This window comes from Dechloromonas sp. A34 (assembly GCF_026261605.1).
In the GTDB taxonomy this organism is placed as follows: Bacteria; Pseudomonadota; Gammaproteobacteria; order Burkholderiales; family Rhodocyclaceae; genus Azonexus.
This window is the reverse complement of record NZ_CP102486.1, coordinates 1,133,238-1,156,069: the sequence shown is the minus strand read 5'-3', so window position 1 is coordinate 1,156,069 and position 22,832 is coordinate 1,133,238. Positions and strand designations below refer to the sequence as shown.

Sequence of the window (22,832 nt, the reverse complement as noted above, 5' to 3'; positions counted from 1 at the left end):
CTGTGGCAAAATGGCGTGTCCCCCGATCGCATCCCCCGCCATGAAAATCGCCAGCTGGAACGTCAATTCGCTGAAGGTCCGCCTTCCTCACCTGCTCGACTGGCTTGCCGAACAACAGCCGGACGCGGTGTGTCTGCAGGAATTGAAGCTGGAAGACCAGAATTTCCCGCGCGCCGAGATCGAGGCCGCCGGCTATCAGGTCGCCTTTTCCGGCCAGAAGACCTATAACGGGGTCGCCTTGCTGGCCCGCCAGCCGATCAGCGATGTCGTCTGCGGCAACCCGCACTTCCCCGACGAACAGAAGCGGCTGATCACCGGCACGGTCGGCGACACCCGTATCGTCTGCGCCTATATGCCCAACGGCCAGGCCGTCGGTAGTGACAAATACGACTACAAACTGCGCTGGCTCGATGCCCTGGCCGAGTGGCTGGAAGAGGAACTGGCGGCCCATCCCAAGCTGGCCCTGTGCGGCGACTACAACATCGCCCCCGACGACCGCGACGTTCATGACCCCGTGGCCTGGGCCGGCTGCATTCTGGTATCCGAACCCGAGCGCGCCGCTTTCCAGCGCCTGTGCGGCCTGGGGCTGGAAGACAGCTTCCGGCTCTTCGACCAACCGGAAAAGACCTTCTCGTGGTGGGATTACCGGATGCTCGGCTTCCAGAAAAACCAGGGACTGCGGATCGATCACATCCTGCTCTCGCCGGCGCTTGCTGAACGGTGCACGGCGGCCGGCATCGACCGCGCCCCGCGCAAGCGCGAACGCCCTTCCGACCACGCGCCGGTTTGGGCCACGTTGAGTTGACGCCATGACGGACGCAGCACCACAGGGGCGCTTGCCGGCAAACACGGTCGATCCGCAAAAAATCCGCGGTTTGTATCCGGCACTGGCCGGTCTGACGGCCGAGCAGTTGGCCCCCTTGCTCTCGCCGCAAGCCGTGATGCACCTGCCGGCTGGCAGCCAGGTCTTCGCCGAGCACCAGCCCTGCCAAGGCTTTCCCCTGCTGCTCGAAGGCAGCATCAAGGTCGTCAAGCTGGCAGCGAGCGGGCGCGAACTGATGCTCTATCGCGTCACGCCCGGGGGCTCCTGCATCATCTCGTCAAGTTGCCTGCTCGGTCACACCGATTACAACGCGCGCGGCATCGCCGAAACGCCGCTGACGCTGACCATTCTGCCCTTGCCGACCTTCTCACGGCTGATGTTCGAATACCCGGCCTTCCGCGATTTCATTTTCCATCTGTTCGCCGAGCGCATCGGGGAACTGATGCAACTGGTCGAGGAAGTCGCTTTTGCCCGCCTCGACCAGCGCCTGGCCAAACTGCTGATGGCCCGCCAGGATGACGTACTCTTTGTCACCCATCAGCAACTGGCCGACGAACTGGGCAGCGTTCGCGAAATCGTCAGCCGCCTGCTCAAGGGCTTCGCCGCTCAGGGTCTGGTGAGCCTCGGCCGGGAACAACTGACCATCATCGATCGTAACGGGCTGCAAAAAATAGCTTCTGTGTGACACAGGTTACATACTGCGTCACCAACGCTGGCTAAAGTGATCGCCGTACCCACTACTCGACGGAGATCTCATCATGAAAAGCAATGTTGGCGGTATCGACAAAATTTTGCGCATTATCGTTGGCGCTAGCCTGATCGGCGCCACCGTAGCCGGCCTGCTGCCGGTCTGGGGCTATATCGGCATCGTCCCGCTCGCCACCGGCCTGATGGGCTGGTGCCCGCTTTACCCGATGCTCGGCCTGAGCACCTGCCCGCTGAAGAAGTAATTCTTCGGAGCAGTTGAAAAACCCGCCGCGGCGGGTTTTTCTATGTCAACTTGACTTACGTCAGGTAGTTGGCGATGCGGACGTAGTCTGCGACGGGAATATCTTCGGCGCGGCAGGTCGGCAGGATGCCAAGCTCGGCAAAGCCGGCATCGTTCAACACGCCCTTGAGCGTGTTGCGCAACATCTTGCGACGCTGTGAGAAGGCTGCCTGCACGACCTGCGAAAGCTTTTGCTGGCTCTTCGCTTCGAGTTCGGACACATCCTTCGGGATCAACCGGACCACGGCCGACTGGACCTTGGGCGACGGATCGAAGCTCTCGGGCGGGACATCGATCAGCCATTCGAGATGAAAGCGGTATTGCAGCATCACCGACAGGCGACCGAAATCGGATTCGCCGGGAACCGCCACCATGCGCTCGACGACTTCCTTCTGCAGCATGAAGTGCATGTCGTGCACGACACCGACGTATTCCGCCAGATGGAAAAGCAGCGGCGTCGAGATGTTGTAGGGCAGGTTGCCGACCAGGCGCAGGCCGCTGCCGATGCTGGCGAAATCGAAAGCCAGTGCATCGCCTTCATGGATGGTCATGCGCTCGGGCGCATGCTGCTTTTTCAGGCGAGCGATCAGATCGCGGTCGATCTCGACGACGTGCAGATGATCAAGGCGGGCCATCAGCGGTTCAGTGATCGCCCCCAGGCCGGGGCCAATTTCGACGACGGTATCACTGCGCTGCGGGTCAATCGCCGAAACGATGGCCGCAATGATGCCGCCATCGACCAGGAAATTCTGCCCGAAGCGCTTGCGTGCGACATGGCCTTTCATTGCTGCACCGCCATTCTGGCCGCTTCGGCGACCGCTTCAAACAGACTGCCGGGATCGGCCCGGCCACTGCCGGCCAGCTCCAGCGCCGTACCGTGATCGACCGAGGTGCGGATAATGGGCAGGCCGAGCGTGACATTGATGCCATGCCCGAAGGTGGCGTACTTGAGTGCCGTCAGCCCCTGGTCGTGGTACATGGCGAGCACGGCGTCGCCCTGGGCCAGGACCGGCGGCGTAAACATGGTGTCGGCGGGATGTGGCCCAGAGAGGCGCATGCCCTCGGCGCGCAGTTTTTCCAGTACCGGCGAGATGACCTCGATTTCCTCACGGCCGAGATAACCGCCCTCACCGGCGTGTGGGTTGAGGCCGGCGACCAGTATGCGCGGGCTGGTCAGCCCGTATTTCTGCTGCAGGTCGGCATGCAGGATGCGCAGGGTTTTTTCCAGCACGTCGGCAGTGATCGCCGCCGGTACGTCCTTCAAAGGCAGGTGCGTGGTGACCAGGGCGACGCGCAGCGGTCCGCGCTCGGTATTGCCGGCGAGCATCATGACGACCAGCGGCGTGGCAGTTTTGTCGGCGAGATATTCGGTGTGGCCGGTGAAATGGACACCGCCTTCGTTGATGACGCCCTTGTGCACTGGCGCTGTCGCCATCGCCGCGAATTCGCCCGATTGGCAACCGGCCAGCGCGCGATCGAGCAGGGCCAGCACATAGGCACCGTTGGCGACATTCAACTGTCCGGCGATCGAAGGCTTGGCCAGCGGGATATGCAGCACATCGAGAACACCATTCTTGGAGGCCCCGTTCGGGACGTAGTCACGCAGAGCTAGCTTGAGCCCGAGAGCGGCTGCCCGTTCGGCAAGCAGATTGCAGTCTCCGAGAATGACCGGGCGGACATCGCCGACGTACTCGGCCAGGCGCAGACAGAGTTCCGGACCAATGCCGGCCGGCTCGCCGCTGGTCACCGCAATGATCGGGGGCATTATTTCTCTTCGAGGCGGTTTTCGACGTAGGTCCGGTCGCGCAACTGCCGCAGCCAGTCCTGATAGGCCTCGTCGAGCTTGCGTTCGCGCAGTGCCTGGCGGGCAACGGCCCGCTGGCGCTCGGCCGAGACATCGCGCTCGCGGCGCTCGACAACCTGGATCAGGTGCATGCCGAAGGGCGACTGGACGACCTGGCTGAGTTCATTGGGCTTCAGGGCATCCATCGCCCGCTCAAATTCGGGTACGGTGTCGCCCGGATTCAGCCAGCCGAGATCGCCGCCCTTGGAGGCCGAGCCGTCCTGGGAATAGAGACGGGCCTGTTCGGCGAAATCGACGCCATTGACGATGCGCTCACGGACATTCTCCATCTTGCGCCGGGCTTCCGATTCGGAAACCACCTCGTTGATGCGCAACAGGATATGGCGGGCATGCGTCTGCTGCACCGAAGCCGGGGCGCTGCCGCCGCGCTTGGCGAACAGCTTGACGATATGAAAACCGGCCGAGGAGCGTAGCAACTCGCTGGTTTCACCCAACTGCAGTTTGGCCGCCACCTCGGCGTAGATCGAAGGCATCCGGTCGAGCATCCGCCAGCCGAGGCTGCCACCCTGCAAGGCATCGGGCGCATCGGAAAAAGCCGCGGTCAGCTCGGCAAAGTTTTCGCCTGCCCGGGCCCGTTGCAGGGCCTGCTCGCCACGCACGCGGAGTTTTTGGAGTTGCTCGGGACTGGCCGATTCGGGCGCGCGCAGGAGGATGTGGGCGAGCTGGTATTCTTCGCCGCCACCGGTCGCGGCCTGATTGGCCAGATAGTTGTCGATCTCGCCATCGGAAATGACCAGCTTGCTGTCCACTTCCCGTTCGCGCAAGCGAACCATGGTCATTTCGTTGCGGATTTCCTCGCGAAATTTGGCGTATTGAATGCCATCCTTTTCCAGCGCCTCGCGGAACTGGGCCGGGCTCAGCTTGTTGCCGGCGGCAATCCGGCCGATGGCCTGGTCAAGCTGGCTGTCATCGATACGCAGGCCGGATTCGCGGGCGTACAGCAACTGCACCTGGTCCATGATGACACGCTCCAGCATCTGACGCTCAAGCACGTCCTGGGGCGGCAGCGGAGTGCCCTGCTTTTGCAGTTGCTTGAGCGCCGACTCCAGGCGATTGCGCAGCTCATGGTAAGTCACCACTTCGCTGCCGACGACGGCGACAATGCGGTCAGCTTCGATCGGCTCCGCTGCGCCAGCCGGCAGCGTGGTGGCGGCAATGGCGCCCAGACAACAAATCAGGGCAAACAGACGAATAAGTTTGGGCATGGAGATCATGGTGTGGTGAGCAGGCTGCCGCTGACGGGCAGTTCGTTGGTTTTGCCGTAACCCGGAATGCTGCGCCGGAGCAGGCCCAGCGGGTTGGAGCCGATACTGGCGAAATCGTTGAGTTCGAGTTGGACGAAGACCGAGGTGTTGGGTGTCCCGGAAAGCGCCTCGAGGCGCTGGCCAACCACGCGCAAGGCCCAGCACCCGGCGTTGTATTCGACACCAGCGATGGCTTCGAGCAATTGCGCATCGCGCAGCGAGTAATTGTAGCGGCCGACAGCATACCACTTGGCCGAAAGCGGCCACTGACCGGCGATGTCGATCTGGTCCACCGTCCCCTGATTGGTCAATGGGTCGCGCGTGTAACGGTAGCTGGCGCTCAGCACCTTGCCCAGTTCGGGCTGAAAGCGGGCACCGACCGAGAAACGCTCGCTGGCGCCGTCTTTGTAGTTGTATTCCCAAGCGGCGTCGGCATAGGTCTTGGGCAGGACCAGGCCATTGACCGCCGCAACCAGATTGGAGAAATCGGCGTTGCGGGCAGTCTCTCCCGGAATGGTCACCCGTTGCGGCTTGAAATAATAGCGCTGGCCGAGCATCGCCTTGAAGCGCTCGACACCGGTATTGGCATCGAGGAAACGCGTCGTCACGGCGGCCGTCAGCTGGTTGGCGTCGTTGATGCGATCCAGGCCGCTGTAGCGGTTCTCGGCGAAGATCTGCGCAAAGTTGAAGTCGGAGAGACCGGCATCGAAGACCGGTATCTTGCTCTGGTCCTTGTAGGGGATATTCACATAGTAAAGCCGCGGCTCCAGGGTCTGGATATAGTCGGAGTCCAGCCAGCGGCTTTCGCGCTCGAAAACCACTGTCGAATCGAGGGTGAAGACCGGCAGGGTCCGGGAAATGCTGGTCGGTTCTCCGACCGCTTGCTGTTCGAGCCCGTACTGCGTCATGTGGACGCCAAACTTCGGGGTGATCTGGAAGGCCGGGTGCACAATCGGCAACGCGACCTGCGGATAGAGGACGAAGCGGTCGCCCGAAACTTTGTCCGGGTGCGTAAAGCGCGAATACTGGCCGAGCAGGCTGAGATCGGTTTTCAGCACGTTTGGCTTGTAGCCGACGATATTGATTTGCGGCTCGAGAAAGTACGGGCGGGCGATCGGGTTGTCCGGATCGGGCTGCAGAGTCTGATAGCGCAATAACTGCATGTTGGTCTGCAACCAGGAGAATGGCGTGTAGGCTAGGGTCAGCTGTTTCGGCAACTGGGTCTGCGAGGTCTGCAGCAGGCGGGACGACATATCCTCCCAGTAGAGGTCGTCGGAAACCCCTTGCCAGAGTACCGCCGCCGAAGCTCCCCGCCCCAGAATGTGCTGGTGCTGGATGTTATAGGCGTAACGCCGGCTGCCGTAGAGTTCGTCATTCGGCAAGTACTCGGCGCGGGTTGTGCCGCGGAAATTATGATCGAGATACTGTACTTCGCCCCCCACCTGGAAGCCGCGCTTGGCCATGTAACGCGGATACAGCGTGGCCTCGTAATTAGGTGCGATGGCCCAGTAATAAGGGACGGTGAAATCCAGGCCGTTCCGCGTCGACACGGAATAGTACGGATTCAGGAAACCCGAATGGCGTTGGCGGTTCAGGGAAAACGAAGCGACCGGCGAATAAAAAATCGGCGCCCCCATGAACCACAGCGAGGCATGGCTGGCGTCGGCGACCTCCCGGTCATAATCAAGATGCATTTCGGCGGCCCGCAGATACCAGTCGGTCTGCCCCGGCTTGCAAGTCGAGTAGGTCGCATCGGTCAGTTGGATCTGGTTCTCACCCTCGAAATCGGTGCGCTCGGCATGACCGCTCGCCTCCGAGGGCCGCCGCGGTGGCGAAGTGGTCGGCAGGCCATAGCTGTTCGGCACATTGAGCATCATCGGCGCCCCAGTCGACACGGCATTGCTGCTCGCCACCGTGACCACCGTCTGGTGCTGGCGGTAGAACTTGCTCGCCACATCCTTGACGATGTGGTAGTCGGCCTGTTCGGCAAAACCGATCTGCTCGGTGAGTTTCATGCGCAGGTGCGGGGTCTCGACCTCGGTCCCTTCCTGCAACAGCCGGACATTGCCGGTCGCCTCGACCTCATCTTCGAGCAGCCGATAGGTCAGCTTGTCGGCAAAGAGCAAGGAGCCGGCCTTGCGCAGCTCGACATTGCCTTCGGCCTCGGTCACTTCACCAGCCCGACCTTCGATCGAATCGGCGACCAGGAACATCGGGTAGTTGTCGTCCTTCTTCAAGTCCACGGGATGCTCGATGCCAACACCCGGCACCAGCGGCACCCGCTTCTTGCCGAGGACATTGAATTTGCGCTCGACCCGCAGGTCGACTGGCGTATCGTTAGCTGCCAGCAGAACCGCTGCAGCAGGAACATCAACGAGCGGGGCATTGTTGGCATCGCCATTCGGCGCCGCCAGACGCAGCGAATCGCTAGCGGCATGGCTCGCCTGCATGCCGGCAAACATGCAACAGATGAAAACGGCAAGCGGACGGCGGGAAAAACCGGGCATCAAGGCGATCAGTGAAGGTTGGGGACCGGAACGGCCGATGCCCGAGTGTTAAAATCGCGCCATTTTACAACGAACCGAACCCTGCCCGCTTATGCAAGCCACGCCGCGCGACCAACTTGTTACCGACTGGGTTGCCAGTCGCTTCCCCGGCCAGTCCGTCCGGATCACACCGGCCTCGGCCGATGCCAGCTTCCGCCGCTATTTTCGGCTGACCTGGCCGGATGGCGGCACGCGCATCCTGATGGACGCGCCGCCAGAAAAAGAGGACTGCAAACCCTTCATTCACGTCGCCGGCCTGCTCGCCAAGGCCGATCTGGCGGCGCCGCGCATCCTCGACCAGGATCTCGACAACGGCTTCCTGGTCCTCACCGACCTCGGCCGCATCGGCTATCTCGACGCCCTGAACGCCGACCTCAGCCTGGCCGATCTGCTGATTCGCCCGGTGCTCGACGTCCTGGTCAAGTGGCAACTTTCATCCAAGGCGAGCACCCTGCCACCCTACGATGCCACGCTGCTGCGCCGCGAACTGGATCTCTTCCCGGAATGGTTCGTCGGCCGCCACCTCGGTTATCAGTTGAGCGATGACGAAAAAGCCATGCTCGACCGAACCTTCAAGTTTCTGATCAACAGCGCGCTGGCCCAACCCAAGGTGTACACCCACCGCGACTTCATGCCGCGCAACCTGATGGTGGTTGAAAACGAACCCCGCCTGACGCCGGGCATCATCGACTTCCAGGACGCCGTACTCGGCCCGATTTCCTACGACGTGGTCTCGCTGTTCCGCGACGCCTTCATTTCCTGGGATGAGGAACAGGAAATCGACTGGGTCGTCCGCTACTGGGAAAAGGCGCGCGCCGCCGGCCTGCCGGTGCGCGCCGACTTCGGCGATTTCTGGCGCGACTACGAATTGATGGGCCTGCAGCGCCATCTCAAGGTGCTCGGCATCTTCTGCCGCCTGAAATACCGCGATGGCAAGGACAAGTACGTCGACGACCTGCCGCGTTTCATGAACTACGCCCGCAAGACCGCCGCCCGCTACCTCCAGTTGAAGCCGCTGCTCAATCTGCTCGACACGCTGGAAGGCAACACCCAGCAAATCGGTTATCGCCACAAATAATTCCCGATGAAAGCGATGATTCTCGCCGCCGGCCGCGGCGAACGCATGCGCCCGCTGACCGACCACACCCCCAAGCCGCTGCTCATGGCCGGCGGCAAGCCGCTGATCGCCTGGCATCTGGAACGGCTGGCGGCGGCCGGTTTCCGCGACGTGGTCATCAACCACGCCCATCTCGGCGCGCAGATCGAAGCGACCCTCGGCAACGGTTCGCCATGGGGCCTGCACATCGCCTACTCGCCCGAACCGCCGGGCGCCCTGGAAACCGCCGGCGGCATCGCCACGGCGCTGCCGCTGCTCGGCGACCAGCCCTTTCTGGTGGTCAACGGCGACATCTATTGCGACTGGGATTTCAATCGTGCCCGACAGTTGGAGGGGAAAATCGCCCATCTGGTGATGGTCGAAAACCCGGCCCACCATGCCGGCGGCGATTTCAGCCTGGACGGCGAGCGCGTCACTTACGCCAGCAGTGGGCAAACGCTGACCTACGCCGGTATTGGCGTCTTTTCGCCGAGCTTCTTTGCCGGCATCGCACCGGGAACCGTGATGAAACTCCGCCCCCTACTCGACGCCGCGATCGCCGCCGGCACCCTGACCGGGGAACGTCATGCCTGCCGCTGGGTCGACGTAGGAACACCACAACGCCTGGCCGAGTTGGACCAACAACTGCGCGACCAGGAACTGAGGAATTCATGAGCCACGCCCACTTCATCGCCCGCCGCCGGCGCCTGCTGCAAACCATCGGCGACGGCGTCGCCATCGTACCGACGGCGCCGGAAGTTATCCGCAACCGCGACGCCCACCACCTCTATCGCTTCGACAGCTACTTCTGGTACCTGACTGGCTTCCCCGAACCGGAAGCCGTGGTCGTCCTGATCGGCGGCAAAAAACCCAAAGCCATCCTCTTCTGCCGCGAAAAACATGAAGAGCGGGAAATCTGGGACGGCTACCGCTACGGTCCGAAAGCCGCCAAGACCGCTTTCGGCTTCGATGCCGCCTACCCGATCGAGCAGCTCGACAAGAAACTGGCCGAATTCCTGGTCGACCGCGACACACTGTGGCACGCCGTCGGCCACGACGCCGAATGGGACGCCCGGATCGCCAAGGCCCTGAACGAAGTCCGCACCCAGACCCGGGCCGGCAAGCGGGCGCCGCGCGCCATCCACGACCTGCGCTTTGAGCTCGACGCCATGCGCCTGGTCAAGGATGCCGCCGAGGCCGACATCCAGCAACGCTCCGCCGACATTGCCAGTGCCGGCCACGCCCGCGCCATGCACGCCTGTCGCCCCGGCGTCGCCGAGTACGAACTGGAAGCCGAACTGAGCTACGAATTCCGCAAACGCGGCGCCGACGCCCACGCCTACACGCCGATCGTCGCCGGCGGCGCCAATGCCTGCGTGCTGCACTACGTCGCCAACGACAAGGTGCTCAACGACCACACCCTGGTCCTGATCGACGCCGGCTGCGAAGTCGCCGGCTACGCCGCCGACATCACCCGGACCTTCCCGGTCAATGGCCGCTTCAATGCGGCGCAACGGGACGTCTACGAAATCGTGCTGGCCGCCCAGACCGCCGCCATCGCCGCCACCGCTCCCGGCCGCCACTTCATGGAAGGCCACGATGCCGCGGTGCAAGTCCTGACCCAGGGCCTGATCGACCTCAAGCTGCTCGCCGGCGACCGCGACAACCTGATCGCAAAGGGCGACTACAAGCGCTTCTACATGCACCGCACCGGCCACTGGCTCGGCCTCGACGTGCACGATGCCGGCGAGTACAAGGTCGGCGACGAATGGGCGAAACTGGTCCCCGGCATGACGTTGACCGTCGAACCCGGCCTCTACATCCGCCCGGCCGACGACATCCCGCCCGCCCTGGCCGGCATCGGCATCCGCATCGAGGACGACGTGCGGGTCACCGCGGAGGGCTGCCATGTCTACACCACGGCCCCCAAAACCGTCGCCGAGATCGAGGAAGTAATGCGTCATGACTGAGCCGGTGGTCGAGCCGGTCGACGTTTTGATTCTCGGTGCCGGCCCGGTCGGCATGACGCTGCACCTGGCGCTCGCTGCCGGTCGGCAGCAATCGCTGCTGCTCGACCGCCGTTCGACAGACGCCCAGCAGGCCGACCCGCGCGCCCTCGCCCTGTCCTACGGCGCCCGCCAGTTGCTGGAACAGCTCCAGGCCTGGCCGACGCGCGCCGCAACGCCGATCGAAACCATTCATGTCTCACAGAAGGACGGCTTCGGCCGCACCGTGCTCAACCACGCCGACTACGATCTGCCAGCCCTCGGCTACGTCGTCCGCTACCGCGACCTCGCTGCTGCCCTGGCCGCCCGCCTGGCGGCCGATGCCCGGCGCGACAGCATCGAGATTCTCGACATCGCGCCGGCCGCCGATCAGGTCACGGTCACGCTGCGTCACGACGGCCAAACCCGCCGGATCGAAACAAAACTGTTGGTGCATGCCGAAGGCACGCCGGGCGACGATCCGGGCGTCAAGGTAAGCGATTACGCGCAGCACGCGGTGATCGCCGAAATCACGCCGACGCCCGGCCACGGCCGGCGCGCCTGGGAGCGTTTCACGCCCGACGGTCCGCTCGCCCTGCTGCCGCTCGGCGACGAATACTCGATCGTGTTCACGCTGCCGCCGGCCAAGGCCGACGCCGTGATGGTGCTCGACGACACCGCCTTCACCGCCGCCCTGCAGGCCCAGTTCGGCCAGCGCCTGAGCTTCGCCAAGCCCGGCCCGCGCAGCCGCTTCCCGCTGGCGCTACGCATGCGCGAGACGCTGGCAAAAGGGCGTGAAGTCTGGATCGGCAACACCGCCCAGACCCTGCACCCGGTTTCCGGCCAGGGCTTCAACCTCGGCATCCGCGACGCCTGGCAACTGGCCGAAACCCTGCTCGCCGATGGCATCGCCCCGGCCAGCCTGAAGCGCTACGCCGCCAGCCGCCGCCTCGACCGCCAGGGCAGCGCCTTCTTTACCGACGGCATCGTCCGCAGCTTCTCGAACGACTTCGGACCGCTGAAGATCGCCCGCGGCCTCGGCCTGCTGGCGCTCGACCTTTGCCCGCCGGCCCGTCACTTTGTCGCCAAGCGCATGATCTGGGGCGCCCGCGCTTGGCCGTGAAACCCGGACGCCTGGGCGCCTGGTTTCTCGCTTGCCGGCCGAAAACCCTGTCGGTCTCGCTGTCGCCGGTGCTGGTCGGCACCGCCGCCGCCTGGCACGACAGCGGCCATCTGTTGTGGTTGCCACTACTCGCCGCCGCGCTCGGCGCCGCCTTCATCCAGATCGGCACCAACCTCTTCAACGACGTCGGCGACTTCCTGCGCGGCACCGATACCCCCGGCCGCCTCGGCCCCCAGCGCGCCACCGCGGAGGGCTGGCTCAGCGCCAGCCAGGTCAGGGCCGGTGCCTGGCTCGCCTTCGCGCTGGCCTTCGCCTGCGGCATCTATCTCGTCCGCCATGGCGGCTGGCCGATCGTCGTCATCGGCCTCGCCTCGCTGGCTGCCGGCTGGGCCTATACCGGCGGGCCGAAGCCAATCGCCTATGGTCCGCTCGGCGAGCTCTTCGTCTTTGTCTTCTTCGGGCTGGTCGCCGTCGGCGGCAGCTACTACCTGCAAACGCTGAGCTTCGGACCGGCGGCGCTGATCGCCGCGACGCTGGTCGGCATCCACGCCGCCGCCGTGATCACCGTCAACAACTATCGCGACCTCGACGGCGATGCCGCCAACGGCAAGAACACCCTGGCCGTCCGCCTCGGCCGGCCGGCCACCCGGCTGTTCTATAGTGCAGAAATTCTCGCACCTTTCCTTCTGCTCCCGCTGCTCGGCCGTCTCGGCTGGCCGGCCGCCCTGCCCCTTCTCGCGCTGCCGCTGGCCATCGGCCTGATCCGGCGCTTCCAGCAGAATCCGCCGGGCCGGGTCTTCAACGCCATCCTGGCCGCGACCGCCGGCCTGCAACTGGCCTTCGCCCTGCTGCTCTCTCTCGCCTTCACGATTTGACTATTTTTTAGGCGCCGACTGGGGTAAAATGCGCGGCTTCCCAGTCTTGCCCAGCCCTGTCTACGTCTATGGATTTCGCCGGTTTCCAGCTTCGCAACAATCTGTTCGTCGCGCCGATGGCCGGGGTTACCGATCGTCCGTTCCGCCAGCTGTGCAAGAAGCTGGGCGCCGGCCTGGCGGTTTCCGAGATGGTCACCTCCAATTCGCTGCTCTACGGCAGCGCCAAGACGTTGCGCCGGGCCAATCACACGGGCGAAGTCGCGCCGATCTCGGTGCAGATCGCCGGCGCCGACCCCAAGATGATGGCCGAGGCCGCCAAGCACAACGTCGACAACGGCGCCCAGATCATCGATATCAACATGGGCTGCCCGGCCAAGAAGGTCTGTAACGTGATGGCCGGTTCCGCCCTGATGCAGGACGAAGAACTGGTCGGCAAGATTCTCGACGCCGTCGTCGGTGCCGTGCCCGACACCCCGGTCACCCTGAAATTCCGCACCGGCTGGAATCTGGCCAACCGCAACGCGCCGACCATCGCGCGCATCGCCGAGGCTGCCGGCATCCGTGCTGTTGCCATCCACGGCCGGACGCGTTGCCAGCAATACACCGGCGAAGCCGAGTACGACACCATCGCCATGGTCAAGACGCTGATCCGGATTCCGGTGATCGCCAACGGCGACATCACGACGCCGGAAAAAGCCAAACACGTGCTCGACGTCACCGGGGCCGACGGCATCATGATCGGCCGCGCCGCCCAGGGCCGCCCCTGGCTGTTCCGCGAAATCGAGCACTACCTGAAAACCGGCGAGCATCTGCCGCCGGCCGAGGTCACCGAGATTCACAGCATCCTGCTGGCGCATCTCGAGGACCTCTATGCGTTTTACGGCCCGGAAACGGGTTTCAAGGTCGCCCGCAAGCACATTTCCTGGTACACCAAAGGACTGGTTGGCTCGGCGGCATTTCGCAAGGAAATGAACGCCCTGCCCAGCATCGACCAACAGATGCAGGCAGTGAACGACTTCTTCTGTCGTCTGGCGGCAGAACATCAACACTTAAAATACATAGAGGAGGCGTTGGCAGCATGAGCCAACAACAAGATATTTCCGCTTGCGTGCTGGGGGCACTCGAGCAATATTTTCGCGATCTCGATGGCGAAAAACCCTGCGCAATCTATGACATGGTACTCAAGAGCGTCGAAAAGCCAATGCTGGAGGTCGTTCTCGCCAAGGCGGGCGGCAACCAGACGCTGGCTTCCGACATGCTGGGCATCAACCGCAATACGCTGCGCAAGAAACTGACCGAACACCAGTTGCTTTGAGGATCGCGGATCGCGCCGCCAGTTTCCGGCCGCCGATCCTGACCGTTCGATCCAAGTCGCCAACACCTAATTCCCAATAGCTCGACCCAAACCATGACCATCAAGCAAGCACTGATTTCCGTTTCCGACAAAACCGGCGTTCTTGAATTCGCTCAGGGCCTTGCCGCCCAGGGCGTCAAGCTGCTGTCCACCGGCGGCACCGCCAAGATGCTGCGCGATGCCGGCCTGACCGTCACCGAAATCGGCGACTACACCGGCTTCCCGGAAATGCTCGATGGCCGCGTCAAGACCCTGCACCCGAAGGTGCATGGCGGCATCCTTGCCCGCCGCGACCTGCCGGAACATTTGGCGACCATCGAAGCCCACGGCATCCCGACCATCGACCTCGTCTGCGTGAACCTCTACCCGTTCGCCGCGACCATCGCCAAGGCCGGCGTTACGCTGGAAGACGCCATCGAGAATATCGACATCGGCGGTCCGGCCATGGTCCGCTCCTCGGCCAAGAACTACGCCGGCGTCGCCATCGTCACAGATCCGGAAGACTACGCCCCGCTGCTCGCTGAAATGCAGGCCAACGCTGGCGCCCTGCAACTGGCCACCCGCTTCGGTCTGGCCAAGAAGGCCTTCACGCACACCGCCCGCTACGACAGCATGATCGCCAACTGGCTGACCGGCCTCGATGAGGGTGCCGAAGCCAAGCCGGCCGACGCCGCACCGGTCCCGGCCATCTTCCCGACCAAGCTGCAACTCGCCTTCGACCGCGTCGAAACCCTGCGCTACGGTGAGAACTCGCACCAGAGCGCCGCCTTCTACCGCGACACCAACCCGGTCGCTGGCAGCATCGCCGCTTATACCCAGTTGCAGGGCAAGGAACTGTCCTACAACAACATCGGCGACTCCGATGCCGCCTGGGAATGCGTCAAGACCTTCGACGTCCCGGCCTGCGTCATCGTCAAGCACGCCAACCCCTGCGGCGTCGCCATCGACGGCACGCTGCTCGGCGCCTATGAAAAGGCTTTCAAGACCGACTCGACCTCGGCCTTTGGCGGCATCATCGCCTTCAACGGCGAAGTCGGCCTCGACGTCGTCAATGCCATGAGCGAGCGCAAGCACTTCGTCGAAGTGCTGATCGCCCGGCCTTCACTGCCGAAGCCAAGGCTGCGCTGGCCGCCAAGCAGAACCTGCGCGTCCTGATCGTGCCGATTTCCCGTGAGCTGAATACGCTGGAATACAAGCGCGTCGGTGGCGGCCTGCTGGTCCAGACGGCCGACAACTTCACGGCGCAGGCATCCGGCCTGAAGATCGTCACCAAGGTCCAGCCGACTGCGCAGCAGATCGAAGACCTGCTGTTCGCCGAACGCGTCGCCAAGTTCGTGAAATCGAATGCCATCGTCTTCTGCGGCGGTGGCATGACGCTCGGCGTCGGCGCCGGCCAGATGAGCCGCGTCGATTCGACCAAGATCGCCAGCATTAAGGCACAGCATGCCGGCCTTGACCTGAACGGCTCGGTCGTGGCTTCCGATGCCTTCTTCCCGTTCCGCGACGGCGTCGATGTGCTGGCCGCGGCCGGCGCCAAGGCCGTCATCCAGCCGGGCGGATCGATGCGCGACGAGGAAGTCATCGCCGCCGCCGACGAGCACGGACTGGCCATGGTCTTCACCGGCGCCCGCCACTTCCGCCATTGATTTGATCGCTTTGCATTAAGCAAGCAAAATACATCGTTCCCGCCAATGCGGGGACGATGGCGCAACAGCAACAAGACTCTTCGAGAAAAGATCAACCATGAAACTACTGGTAATCGGTTCCGGCGGCCGCGAGCACGCCATGGCCTGGCGCCTGGCCAAGACGCCCGGCCTGCAAAAGGTATACGTCGCCCCCGGCAACGCCGGTACGGCGCGCGAGCATGAGCTGGAAAACATCAACCTCACCGATCCGGAAGCCCTGGCTGATTTCGCCGAGCAGAACAAGATCCACCTCACCGTGGTCGGCCCGAGGCCCCGCTGGCGGCAGGCGTGGTCAATGTCTTCCGGACCCGCGGCCTGAAGATATTCGGCCCAACGAAGGAAGCCGCCCAGCTCGAATCCTCGAAGGATTTCGCCAAGCGCTTCATGGCCCGCCACAACATCCCGACCGCCGGTTTCGAGACCTTCTCGGACACCGCCGCAGCCCATGCTTACATTGACCGGCAAGGCGCGCCGATCGTTATCAAGGCCGACGGCCTGGCCGCCGGCAAAGGCGTCGTTGTCGCGATGAATCTTGAGGAAGCCCACGCCGCGATCGACGACATGCTGTCCGGCAACAAGCTCGGCGATGCTGGCGCCCGCGTCGTCATCGAGGACTTCCTCGATGGCGAGGAGGCCAGCTTCATCGTCATGGTCGACGGCAAGAACGTGCTCGCCCTGGCATCCAGCCAGGACCACAAGCGCATTTTCGACGGCGACCAGGGCCCGAACACCGGCGGCATGGGCGCCTACTCCCCCGCCCCGTGCGTCACCCCGGAAGTGCACGCCAAGGCCATGCGCGAAATCATCCTGCCGACGGTGCGTGGCATGGCGGCCGACGGCATTCCCTTCACCGGTTTTCTCTACGCCGGCCTGATGATCGGCAAGGACGGCTCGCTGAAGACGCTGGAATTCAACTGCCGCATGGGCGACCCTGAAACCCAGCCGATCCTGATGCGTCTGAAATCTGATTTCGTGGATCTGCTTGAACACGGCATCGACGGCACGCTCGATCAGGTCGAGGCCGAATGGGACCGCCGCGTCGCACTCGGCGTCGTGCTGGCTGCAGCCAACTACCCGGACACCCCACGCAAGGGCGACCTGATTACCGGCCTGCCGAACGGCAACAGCTTCGGGGAAGATGCTCACGTCTTCCATGCCGGCACGGCGACGCTGGACAGCAAGGTGGTGACCAGCGGAGGTCGCGTGCTCTGCGTCACGGCGCTCGGCGAGAATGTCAAACTGGCCCAGAAACTGGCCTACGAATCGGCCGTTCAGCTCCACTTCGAAGGCATGCAGTTCCGCAAGGACATTGGACATCGTGCGATAGCACGATGAGCGGCCAACGCGCAATCAGCCGCTGAACCAATTCGGCGCACCCCACTCAGACGGGCGGCTCATTTTCGTAGATGAGCCGCCCGTTTTTCATTTCTGGAGACTGCATGGACACCACCCGCCTAAAGAATTTCTTCACCGGCTTGCAAAGCCGCATCGTCGCCGAGCTGGAAGCCTTCGACGGCCAGCCCTTTCGTACCGACAGCTGGGATCGCCCGGAAGGCGGCGGCGGCATTTCTCGACTAATCGAGGAAGGTGATTTCTTCGAGCGCGGCGGCGTCAATTTCTCGCACGTCACCGGTACCTCGCTGCCGGTTTCGGCCACCGCCGTCCGCCCGCAACTCGCCGGCCGCGCCTGGGAAGCAATGGGCGTCTCGCTGGTCCTGCATCCGCGCAACCCCTACTGCCCGACCGCCCACATGAATGTCCGCTGCTTCGTCGCCAGCAAGACCGGCGAGGAGGATGTCTGGTGGTTCGGCGGCGGCATGGACCTGACGCCCTATTACGGCCAGCGCGACGATGTCATCCATTTCCATCAGACCTGCAAGGATGCACTAAGCCCGTTCGGCGACGGGGTTCATGCCGAATACAAGAAATGGTGCGACGAGTATTTTTTCCTGAAGCACCGCAAGGAACCGCGCGGCGTCGGCGGCATCTTTTTCGACGATCTCAACGAAGGCGGCTTCGAACGCTGCTTCAGCCTGACCCGGGCGGTCGGCAATGCCTTCACCCAGGCCTACCTGCCGCTCCTCGCCAAACACCGCGACACACCCTACGGCGAACGCGAACGCGACTTCCAGGCCTATCGCCGGGGGCGCTATGTCGAATTCAATCTGGTCTGGGATCGCGGCACGCTGTTCGGCCTGCAGTCGGGCGGGCGTACCGAATCGATCCTGATGTCGCTGCCGCCGATCGTCAAATGGCGCTATGACTGGCAGCCGGAAGCCGGCACGCCGGAAGCCGAGCTTTACGAGGTTTTCCTCAAGCCGACCGACTGGGTTTGATTACTTCAGCTTACCCCTGACCACCCGGACCCGCGCCGGGTTGCCCACGGTCAGCTTACCGCCGCTGCCCGCCAGGTTGCCGCAAATGCAGGCGGCCTTGATATGCGGCACCGAATTGACGACAGCGGAGCATTCCAGGCATTCGTAGTAGAGATCGCCGCCGGTCGGCAGCGCAGCGGGATCTGGTGCCGGCTCGACAGGATAGAAGTTGTAGATCTTGCGCATGTCGATAGTCAGCATTTTCCCCTCCGCTGCTTTTGGCCAAGGCCTGGTGCCACAACCCCGAAGGCTGCCACTAGTGCATATCCAGCAAGGCACTGGCCCGATAATGTTTGTTGGCCTCCTCCGGACGCTCGAGCTGATCGCACAGGCGCGCCAGTTCAAGATGCGCTTCCGGCGTCGGCTCGACGGCCAGAGATGCTTCCAGGTAGCTTTGCGCCTTGCCCCACAGGCGCTGGCGCAGGCACATCCGGCCCAGTGCCTTGAGCAAACGGGCATCGTCGGGATGCCGGCGCAGCCAGGCTTCGCACTTGGCGATACGCGCCGTCTGCGCGCCACCGCTCAAGCGACCATAGATGGCCACCAGCTCGGGTTGCCACTCGCCATTGTCCGCGGCATCGAGAACCGCCTCGATCAACTTCTGCGCCTCAGCCTCAGCGCCTTGCGCAACCAAGGCTCGCACCCCGGCGAGAACAACCCGCCGGCCGCGCTCTTCTTCCGGCACGGTGCGCAGATAGGAAGTCAGTTGGCCCTGATCGGAGGTCCGCCTGGCAATGTTCCCAAGGTGGGCCTGAGTTCGAATTTCGCCGATCACCTCGCCCGGCAGGGCGTCGCGCTTAGCCAACTGGCGTGCCAGTTTCAAGACACCGTCCCAGTCACCCAAGCCCTGACGGGCCCGCAGTTCCAGACGCAGCGCGGCAATATGGCGACCCTGCTTGTCCTGCAGCTTTTCGAGCGCTGCCAGCGCCTCGTCGAAACGACGCGCCTCGTTCATCATTTCGGCTTCCAGCATCAGGGTCGCCGCTTCGGTCCGCGGATCGTCGATCTTGGCGCGCGCCATCCAGCCCTGCTGCTTTTGCCCTTCGCGCATGCGCTGCGCGGCCCGCGCCGCGATCAGCGCAGAAAGCCCGGGCGCCGTACCGGCGGCATGGGCCTCGGTCGCTTTCTTCAGGGCCTGGCCGAAGCGCCCCTCGAAGAGCAGGCGCACGGCATCCTGAAAGACCAGGCTGGCCTGTTCGCGCTGCCGTCCGGCGCGATACTGGCGCACGCGCTGCGGCAGACCGAAAGTCAGCGCCAGCCCACGCAACAGGACATAAAGCGTGACGAACAGCGCGGCTAGGGCGAGCAGGAACAGATTCAGCGAAATCTCGGCACGCCAAGGCGGAAAAACCAGCAACACATAGCCGTCGTTGAGCCGTGCCCCGAGGGCAACGGCCACCGCCAGCGCAAACAGCGCCAGAACCCAGAACAGGCCCCTCACCGCTTTTCCTTGACGCTACGGACAGCGCGCAGCGCCATCTGGCTGTCGTTCAGGTTAGGCAACTCGACGTTGATCTCGGTGGCCATCATCTGGCCCAGCGTCGTCTGGACCGACTGGACAAGCTTGTCATCGGCGACGAAATGACGGCGCAGCCAGTCCTGGGTGACCTTCAACTCGTTGCGAAAAGTCCATTGATCGCGCGAGAGCAGGGCCAGACGGGCGTTGAGCAGGCGCAGCTTGAGGTTCTCTCGCAGGAAAAAATTCTGACCGGGCGCCAGCAGGACCGCCTCTTCGCGGTCGAAGCGCTGAATGCGAACCAGACCTTTGACTTCCTGCCAGATCTCGCCGCCAGTGCGCTGCCACCAGGGCAGCATTCCGCCGGCGGGTGCCGGCTTGGCCTGGCCGAGCGGCCGATCGTAGGCGGCCAGCGGCAGCTTGTCGATGCCGGCCACCACCTGTTCGAGACGCAGGCTAACGCCCGGCACGTCGACGAAGGGTAGCGCGTTCAGTCTGGCCAGATCCTTGGCCAGCGCCTTGCGCAGCGGCAGATACTGCGGCCGGTCGAGGCGGGCCAACCGGGCATCGGCCGACTGCAAGGCGAGCACGGCGACCGGCACGTTGCCCGCCAGTTGCAGTTGTTGCCCGGCCAGCGTAATGGCCTGCTCGACTTCGAGCAGGATCGCTTCCTCGCGGCTGCGCGTCAGATCCTGGTAAAGAGCCTGCATCGATTCGCTCTGCCCCTGGAATTCGGCCAGCTTGCCTTCGAGCGCACCGAGCTTGGCCTGCAGGTCGTCGACCTGGGCCAGCAACTGTTTGCGGGCGCCGAGTTCTTCCGTGGCGCTGGCCTCGGCCGCGGCCAGGCGGCGAGCCACCTGATCCTGCATGCCAGCCAGTTGCTGTCGGGTTTCCAGCCATTGCCAGCCGGCCAAAACGAGGGCGGCGAGTGCAATGAACAACCAGGGATTTCGCCAGGCAGCGCTGGTCGGAGTAGGCGTTGGGGTCACGATCGGGGGAGAGGAATTATCGTTATCAGGCATCATGCCGGCCAATTATAAGCAAGTAAGGCGGCCATGATGCCAGCGTCGGCTGCCCCGCTCAGGATAATGTTGCTCAAACCCAATGCCGCTGCGTTGTCCGCAATCCGGGCATGGGGGACGAAAAGCGGCGTCTTGCGCAGGAAATCGCGCCCCTCGCCGTCAAGCAGATCAAGCAGATGGCGCAGGCCTTCGCTGCTCGAAACGGTCAGGGCATCCAATTGCCCGGCGCGCCAGGCGCGCAGCAGGGGCGCCACGCCATCGGAAGGGCCCGAGCGGCGGTAGCAGGTGATGCAATCCACAGTCGCCCCGCGCTCACGCAAGGTGTCGGCCAGCAGCTCGCGCCCGCCGTCGCCGCGAAAGATGGCGACCCGTTGGCCGACGACGGCTTCTTTTGCCAATGCCGGCAAGGCGAGCAGGGTTTCCGAATCGAAGCGCTCGGTCGGCGCGATGCAGCCGGCGACGCCGTGCGCCAACAACGCCTTCACGGTCCCCTGGCCGACCGCGGCGGGCTGCAAACTTGCCGGCCATGCTCCGCGCGCCAGAATGGCCGGCAATGCATGGTCTACCGCATTCGGACTGATGAAGACCGCCAGCGCATAGTCGCCCAATCGGTCGACGGCCGCAGCCAGCGGCTGCGGGTCCGAAGCCGGGAAAATCTCGAGCAGCGGGAAAATCAGCGGCTTGCCGCCGGCTGCTTCGATGGCCTGGGCCAGCGGCCCGGCCTGGGCCAGCGGCCGGGTGACGACGATGGTGCGGCCGGCAAGCGGGCCGGTCTGGCTCATTTGCAGTGGGCGAGCTTTTCCAGGATGGCGTCGGCGCCTTGGGCGCGTAGTTGTTCGGCCAGTTGCCGGCCGAGCGCTTCGTCGTCGGCCGGGTCGCCGCGCAGTTCGGCGCTGACCATTTCCTTGCCGTCTGCGGTGGCGACGAAACCGCGCAACCAGAGCTGGCCGTTGTCGATGATCGCGTAGCCGCCGAGCGGCACCTGGCAGCTGCCGCCCAGGGCGCGCGAGAAGGCGCGTTCGGCCTTGACGCAGTGGGCAGTTTCCGGGTCATTCAAGGGCGCAACGACGTCGGCCATGTCAGCCGCGCCATCGATCAGTTCGATGCCGAGCGCGCCCTGGCCGGGAGCGGGCAGCGACTGTTCAGCGGTGAGCACCGCCTTGATGCGGTTTTCCAGGCCGAGGCGGATCAGGCCGGCGGCAGCGAGGATGATCGCATCGTACTCGCCGGCATCGAGCTTCTTCAGGCGGGTATCGAGATTGCCGCGCAGGCTCTTGATGACCAGTTGCGGATACTTGGCGCGCAGGATGGATTCGCGGCGCAGGCTGGAAGTACCGACCACGGCCCCGGCCGGCAGGTCGTCGAGCCCGGCATACTTGTTCGAGACGAAGGCGTCGCGCGGATTTTCGCGGGCCGAGATGGCGGCCAGCACGAAGCCTTCCGGCATCACCATCGGCACGTCCTTCATCGAATGCACGGCGAGGTGGGCCTTGCCTTCCTGCATCGCGACTTCCAGTTCCTTGATGAACAGACCCTTGCCGCCGATTTCGGCGAGCGGGCGGTCGAGGATCTGGTCGCCTTTGGTCGTCATGCCGAGAATGACAACCTCCGCCCCCGGATTTAGACTCGCCAGTCGGCCTTGAACATGAACAGCCTGCCACATGGCGAGGCGGGATTCGCGGGAGGCGATAACGATCTTGGACGGAGCGGACATGAGCGGCAGACAGCAGAGTTTTCAAGGAGGGCAATCTTAGCATGAGCGACCAGTCGCCCTCTTCGACCCAGATCAAGCCGCCCGAGCAGCGCCCAGAACACCCGGACTTCTGGAGCAAGCGCTTTGCCGAAGGCGTCACGCCGTGGGATGCGGGAAAAGTGCCGGAGGCCTTTGCCGCTTTCATCGCCGCCCAACCTGCCCCCTTCAACACCCTGATCCCCGGCTGCGGCAGCGCCTGGGAGGCCCGCCATCTGGCCGAACGGGGCTGGCCGGTCACCGCCCTCGATTTCGCACCGGCCGCCGTCGCCACCGCCCGCGCGGTGCTGGGGGATGCCAAGGTAGACCTCGTCTGCGCCGACTTTTTCACCTTTAACCCCGCCACCCCCTACGCCCTGATCTACGAGCGCGCCTTCCTCTGCGCCCTGCCGCGCAAGCTGTGGGCCGACTGGGGCCGGCGCATCGCCGAACTGCTCCCCTCCGGCGCCCGGCTCGCCGGCTACTTCTTCGTTTGCGACAAGCCCAAAGGCCCGCCCTTCGGCATCCTGCCGGAACAACTGGATGAACTGCTGGCCCCGAACTTCGTGCGTCTCGAAGACATTGCAGTCGGCGACTCGATCCCGGTCTTCGCCGGGCACGAACGCTGGCAGGTCTGGCAACGCCGCTGAACGCCCCCTAATCCGAA

21 protein-coding genes and 2 pseudogenes are annotated in these 22,832 nt (G+C 64.1%); 14 read left to right on the top strand and 9 right to left on the bottom strand.

What is annotated here, in order from left to right:
• The first annotated feature begins 40 nt into the window (after positions 1-40).
• The 3 genes from xth (at position 41) to NQE15_RS05820 (ending at position 1,773) form a co-directional block, all read left to right on the top strand.
• Complete coding sequence (xth, locus tag NQE15_RS05830; protein ID WP_265947413.1) at positions 41-805, top strand: exodeoxyribonuclease III; 765 nt, start codon at positions 41-43, stop codon at positions 803-805.
• A 4-nt stretch (positions 806-809) separates the two neighbouring features.
• On the top strand, positions 810-1,508 hold the full coding sequence (locus NQE15_RS05825) for a Crp/Fnr family transcriptional regulator (protein ID WP_265947411.1): 699 nt from the start codon (positions 810-812) through the stop codon (positions 1,506-1,508).
• 73 nt (positions 1,509-1,581) lie between these two features.
• Entirely contained in the window at positions 1,582-1,773 is a 192-nt protein-coding gene (locus NQE15_RS05820) for a DUF2892 domain-containing protein (RefSeq protein ID WP_265947409.1), read from the top strand.
• 55 nt (positions 1,774-1,828) lie between these two features.
• On the opposite strand, the gene rsmA is transcribed toward NQE15_RS05820, so the two are convergent.
• From rsmA to NQE15_RS05800, 4 genes are read right to left on the bottom strand one after another with little or no spacing between them, the layout of a single operon-like run.
• Positions 1,829-2,596 (bottom strand): 16S rRNA (adenine(1518)-N(6)/adenine(1519)-N(6))-dimethyltransferase RsmA, encoded by a 768-nt coding sequence (gene rsmA, locus NQE15_RS05815; RefSeq protein ID WP_265947407.1) that lies wholly within the window; start codon positions 2,594-2,596, stop codon positions 1,829-1,831.
• Positions 2,593-3,576 carry a 4-hydroxythreonine-4-phosphate dehydrogenase PdxA gene (gene pdxA, locus NQE15_RS05810; RefSeq protein WP_265947405.1) on the bottom strand — a complete coding sequence of 328 codons (984 nt, stop codon included), beginning with the start codon at positions 3,574-3,576 and terminating at the stop codon, positions 2,593-2,595. Before pdxA ends, rsmA begins: the two co-directional genes overlap by 4 nt.
• A complete protein-coding gene (locus tag NQE15_RS05805) occupies positions 3,576-4,880 on the bottom strand; it encodes a peptidylprolyl isomerase (protein ID WP_265947403.1) in 1,305 nt (434 codons plus the stop codon). Before NQE15_RS05805 ends, pdxA begins: the two co-directional genes overlap by 1 nt.
• A gap of 5 nt (positions 4,881-4,885) precedes the next feature.
• A complete protein-coding gene (locus NQE15_RS05800) occupies positions 4,886-7,426 on the bottom strand; it encodes an LPS-assembly protein LptD (RefSeq protein WP_265947401.1) in 2,541 nt (846 codons plus the stop codon).
• Positions 7,427-7,517: 91 nt separating this feature from the next.
• On the opposite strand from NQE15_RS05800, the gene NQE15_RS05795 reads away from it, so the two are divergent.
• The 10 genes and pseudogenes from NQE15_RS05795 (at position 7,518) to hemF (ending at position 17,919) form a co-directional block, all read left to right on the top strand.
• Positions 7,518-8,543: an aminoglycoside phosphotransferase family protein gene (locus tag NQE15_RS05795; protein WP_265947399.1), complete on the top strand. Its 1,026-nt coding sequence runs from the start codon at positions 7,518-7,520 to the stop codon at positions 8,541-8,543.
• A gap of 6 nt (positions 8,544-8,549) precedes the next feature.
• Positions 8,550-9,236, top strand: a complete 687-nt coding sequence (murU, locus tag NQE15_RS05790) for an N-acetylmuramate alpha-1-phosphate uridylyltransferase MurU (RefSeq protein WP_265947397.1) — start codon at positions 8,550-8,552, stop codon at positions 9,234-9,236.
• Positions 9,233-10,531 carry an aminopeptidase P N-terminal domain-containing protein gene (locus NQE15_RS05785; protein WP_265947395.1) on the top strand — a complete coding sequence of 433 codons (1,299 nt, stop codon included), beginning with the start codon at positions 9,233-9,235 and terminating at the stop codon, positions 10,529-10,531. Before murU ends, NQE15_RS05785 begins: the two co-directional genes overlap by 4 nt.
• Positions 10,524-11,669 carry an FAD-dependent monooxygenase gene (locus NQE15_RS05780; protein ID WP_265947393.1) on the top strand — a complete coding sequence of 382 codons (1,146 nt, stop codon included), beginning with the start codon at positions 10,524-10,526 and terminating at the stop codon, positions 11,667-11,669. The genes NQE15_RS05785 and NQE15_RS05780 overlap by 8 nt, the downstream gene beginning before the upstream one ends.
• Positions 11,666-12,544 (top strand): 1,4-dihydroxy-2-naphthoate polyprenyltransferase, encoded by an 879-nt coding sequence (locus tag NQE15_RS05775; protein ID WP_265947391.1) that lies wholly within the window; start codon positions 11,666-11,668, stop codon positions 12,542-12,544. The genes NQE15_RS05780 and NQE15_RS05775 overlap by 4 nt, the downstream gene beginning before the upstream one ends.
• Before the next feature lie 68 nt (positions 12,545-12,612).
• Positions 12,613-13,626 carry a tRNA dihydrouridine synthase DusB gene (dusB, locus tag NQE15_RS05770; protein ID WP_265947389.1) on the top strand — a complete coding sequence of 338 codons (1,014 nt, stop codon included), beginning with the start codon at positions 12,613-12,615 and terminating at the stop codon, positions 13,624-13,626.
• Positions 13,623-13,859, top strand: a complete 237-nt coding sequence (locus NQE15_RS05765; protein WP_226417293.1) for a Fis family transcriptional regulator — start codon at positions 13,623-13,625, stop codon at positions 13,857-13,859. The genes dusB and NQE15_RS05765 overlap by 4 nt, the downstream gene beginning before the upstream one ends.
• 93 nt (positions 13,860-13,952) lie before the next feature.
• Positions 13,953-15,544, top strand: a pseudogene (gene purH, locus NQE15_RS05760) (bifunctional phosphoribosylaminoimidazolecarboxamide formyltransferase/IMP cyclohydrolase).
• Between the two features lie 97 nt (positions 15,545-15,641).
• A pseudogene (gene purD, locus NQE15_RS05755) lies at positions 15,642-16,918 on the top strand (phosphoribosylamine--glycine ligase).
• A gap of 104 nt (positions 16,919-17,022) precedes the next feature.
• Positions 17,023-17,919, top strand: coding sequence for an oxygen-dependent coproporphyrinogen oxidase (hemF, locus tag NQE15_RS05750; RefSeq protein WP_265947382.1), 897 nt, complete (start codon positions 17,023-17,025; stop codon positions 17,917-17,919).
• Here hemF and NQE15_RS05745 read toward each other — a convergent pair whose 3' ends face one another.
• The 5 genes from NQE15_RS05745 to hemC all read right to left on the bottom strand — a co-directional run bounded on the left by NQE15_RS05745 (position 17,920) and on the right by hemC (position 22,150).
• Positions 17,920-18,159: a hypothetical protein gene (locus tag NQE15_RS05745; protein ID WP_265947380.1), complete on the bottom strand. Its 240-nt coding sequence runs from the start codon at positions 18,157-18,159 to the stop codon at positions 17,920-17,922.
• A 55-nt stretch (positions 18,160-18,214) separates the two neighbouring features.
• Positions 18,215-19,399: a heme biosynthesis protein HemY gene (locus NQE15_RS05740; protein WP_265947378.1), complete on the bottom strand. Its 1,185-nt coding sequence runs from the start codon at positions 19,397-19,399 to the stop codon at positions 18,215-18,217.
• The gene (locus tag NQE15_RS05735; RefSeq protein WP_265947377.1) at positions 19,396-20,355 is read right to left on the bottom strand and encodes a uroporphyrinogen-III C-methyltransferase; all 960 of its coding nucleotides are present in this window, start codon (positions 20,353-20,355) and stop codon (positions 19,396-19,398) included. Before NQE15_RS05735 ends, NQE15_RS05740 begins: the two co-directional genes overlap by 4 nt.
• 80 nt (positions 20,356-20,435) lie before the next feature.
• On the bottom strand, positions 20,436-21,218 hold the full coding sequence (locus tag NQE15_RS05730; RefSeq protein ID WP_265947374.1) for a uroporphyrinogen-III synthase: 783 nt from the start codon (positions 21,216-21,218) through the stop codon (positions 20,436-20,438).
• Positions 21,215-22,150 (bottom strand): hydroxymethylbilane synthase, encoded by a 936-nt coding sequence (gene hemC, locus NQE15_RS05725; protein WP_265947372.1) that lies wholly within the window; start codon positions 22,148-22,150, stop codon positions 21,215-21,217. Before hemC ends, NQE15_RS05730 begins: the two co-directional genes overlap by 4 nt.
• A 41-nt stretch (positions 22,151-22,191) precedes the next feature.
• Between hemC and NQE15_RS05720 the strand changes: the two genes are divergently transcribed.
• Positions 22,192-22,815: a methyltransferase domain-containing protein gene (locus NQE15_RS05720; RefSeq protein WP_265947370.1), complete on the top strand. Its 624-nt coding sequence runs from the start codon at positions 22,192-22,194 to the stop codon at positions 22,813-22,815.
• Positions 22,816-22,832: the final 17 nt, after the last annotated feature.

What these genes read in the sequence shown, in the direction of transcription:
- NQE15_RS05780 (WP_265947393.1), top strand. Translation starts at nt 10,524, where the DNA reads ATGACTGAGCCGGTGGTCGAGCCGGTCGACGTTTTGATTCTCGGTGCC.
- xth (WP_265947413.1), top strand. Translation starts at nt 41, where the DNA reads ATGAAAATCGCCAGCTGGAACGTCAATTCGCTGAAGGTCCGCCTTCCT.
- hemC (WP_265947372.1), bottom strand. Translation starts at nt 22,150, where the DNA reads ATGTCCGCTCCGTCCAAGATCGTTATCGCCTCCCGCGAATCCCGCCTC.
- NQE15_RS05765 (WP_226417293.1), top strand. Translation starts at nt 13,623, where the DNA reads ATGAGCCAACAACAAGATATTTCCGCTTGCGTGCTGGGGGCACTCGAG.
- dusB (WP_265947389.1), top strand. Translation starts at nt 12,613, where the DNA reads ATGGATTTCGCCGGTTTCCAGCTTCGCAACAATCTGTTCGTCGCGCCG.
- NQE15_RS05820 (WP_265947409.1), top strand. Translation starts at nt 1,582, where the DNA reads ATGAAAAGCAATGTTGGCGGTATCGACAAAATTTTGCGCATTATCGTT.
- hemF (WP_265947382.1), top strand. Translation starts at nt 17,023, where the DNA reads ATGGACACCACCCGCCTAAAGAATTTCTTCACCGGCTTGCAAAGCCGC.
- NQE15_RS05720 (WP_265947370.1), top strand. Translation starts at nt 22,192, where the DNA reads ATGAGCGACCAGTCGCCCTCTTCGACCCAGATCAAGCCGCCCGAGCAG.
- NQE15_RS05730 (WP_265947374.1), bottom strand. Translation starts at nt 21,218, where the DNA reads ATGAGCCAGACCGGCCCGCTTGCCGGCCGCACCATCGTCGTCACCCGG.
- NQE15_RS05745 (WP_265947380.1), bottom strand. Translation starts at nt 18,159, where the DNA reads ATGCTGACTATCGACATGCGCAAGATCTACAACTTCTATCCTGTCGAG.
- NQE15_RS05795 (WP_265947399.1), top strand. Translation starts at nt 7,518, where the DNA reads ATGCAAGCCACGCCGCGCGACCAACTTGTTACCGACTGGGTTGCCAGT.
- NQE15_RS05785 (WP_265947395.1), top strand. Translation starts at nt 9,233, where the DNA reads ATGAGCCACGCCCACTTCATCGCCCGCCGCCGGCGCCTGCTGCAAACC.
- NQE15_RS05825 (WP_265947411.1), top strand. Translation starts at nt 810, where the DNA reads ATGACGGACGCAGCACCACAGGGGCGCTTGCCGGCAAACACGGTCGAT.
- NQE15_RS05805 (WP_265947403.1), bottom strand. Translation starts at nt 4,880, where the DNA reads ATGCCCAAACTTATTCGTCTGTTTGCCCTGATTTGTTGTCTGGGCGCC.
- rsmA (WP_265947407.1), bottom strand. Translation starts at nt 2,596, where the DNA reads ATGAAAGGCCATGTCGCACGCAAGCGCTTCGGGCAGAATTTCCTGGTC.
- pdxA (WP_265947405.1), bottom strand. Translation starts at nt 3,576, where the DNA reads ATGCCCCCGATCATTGCGGTGACCAGCGGCGAGCCGGCCGGCATTGGT.
- NQE15_RS05800 (WP_265947401.1), bottom strand. Translation starts at nt 7,426, where the DNA reads ATGCCCGGTTTTTCCCGCCGTCCGCTTGCCGTTTTCATCTGTTGCATG.
- murU (WP_265947397.1), top strand. Translation starts at nt 8,550, where the DNA reads ATGAAAGCGATGATTCTCGCCGCCGGCCGCGGCGAACGCATGCGCCCG.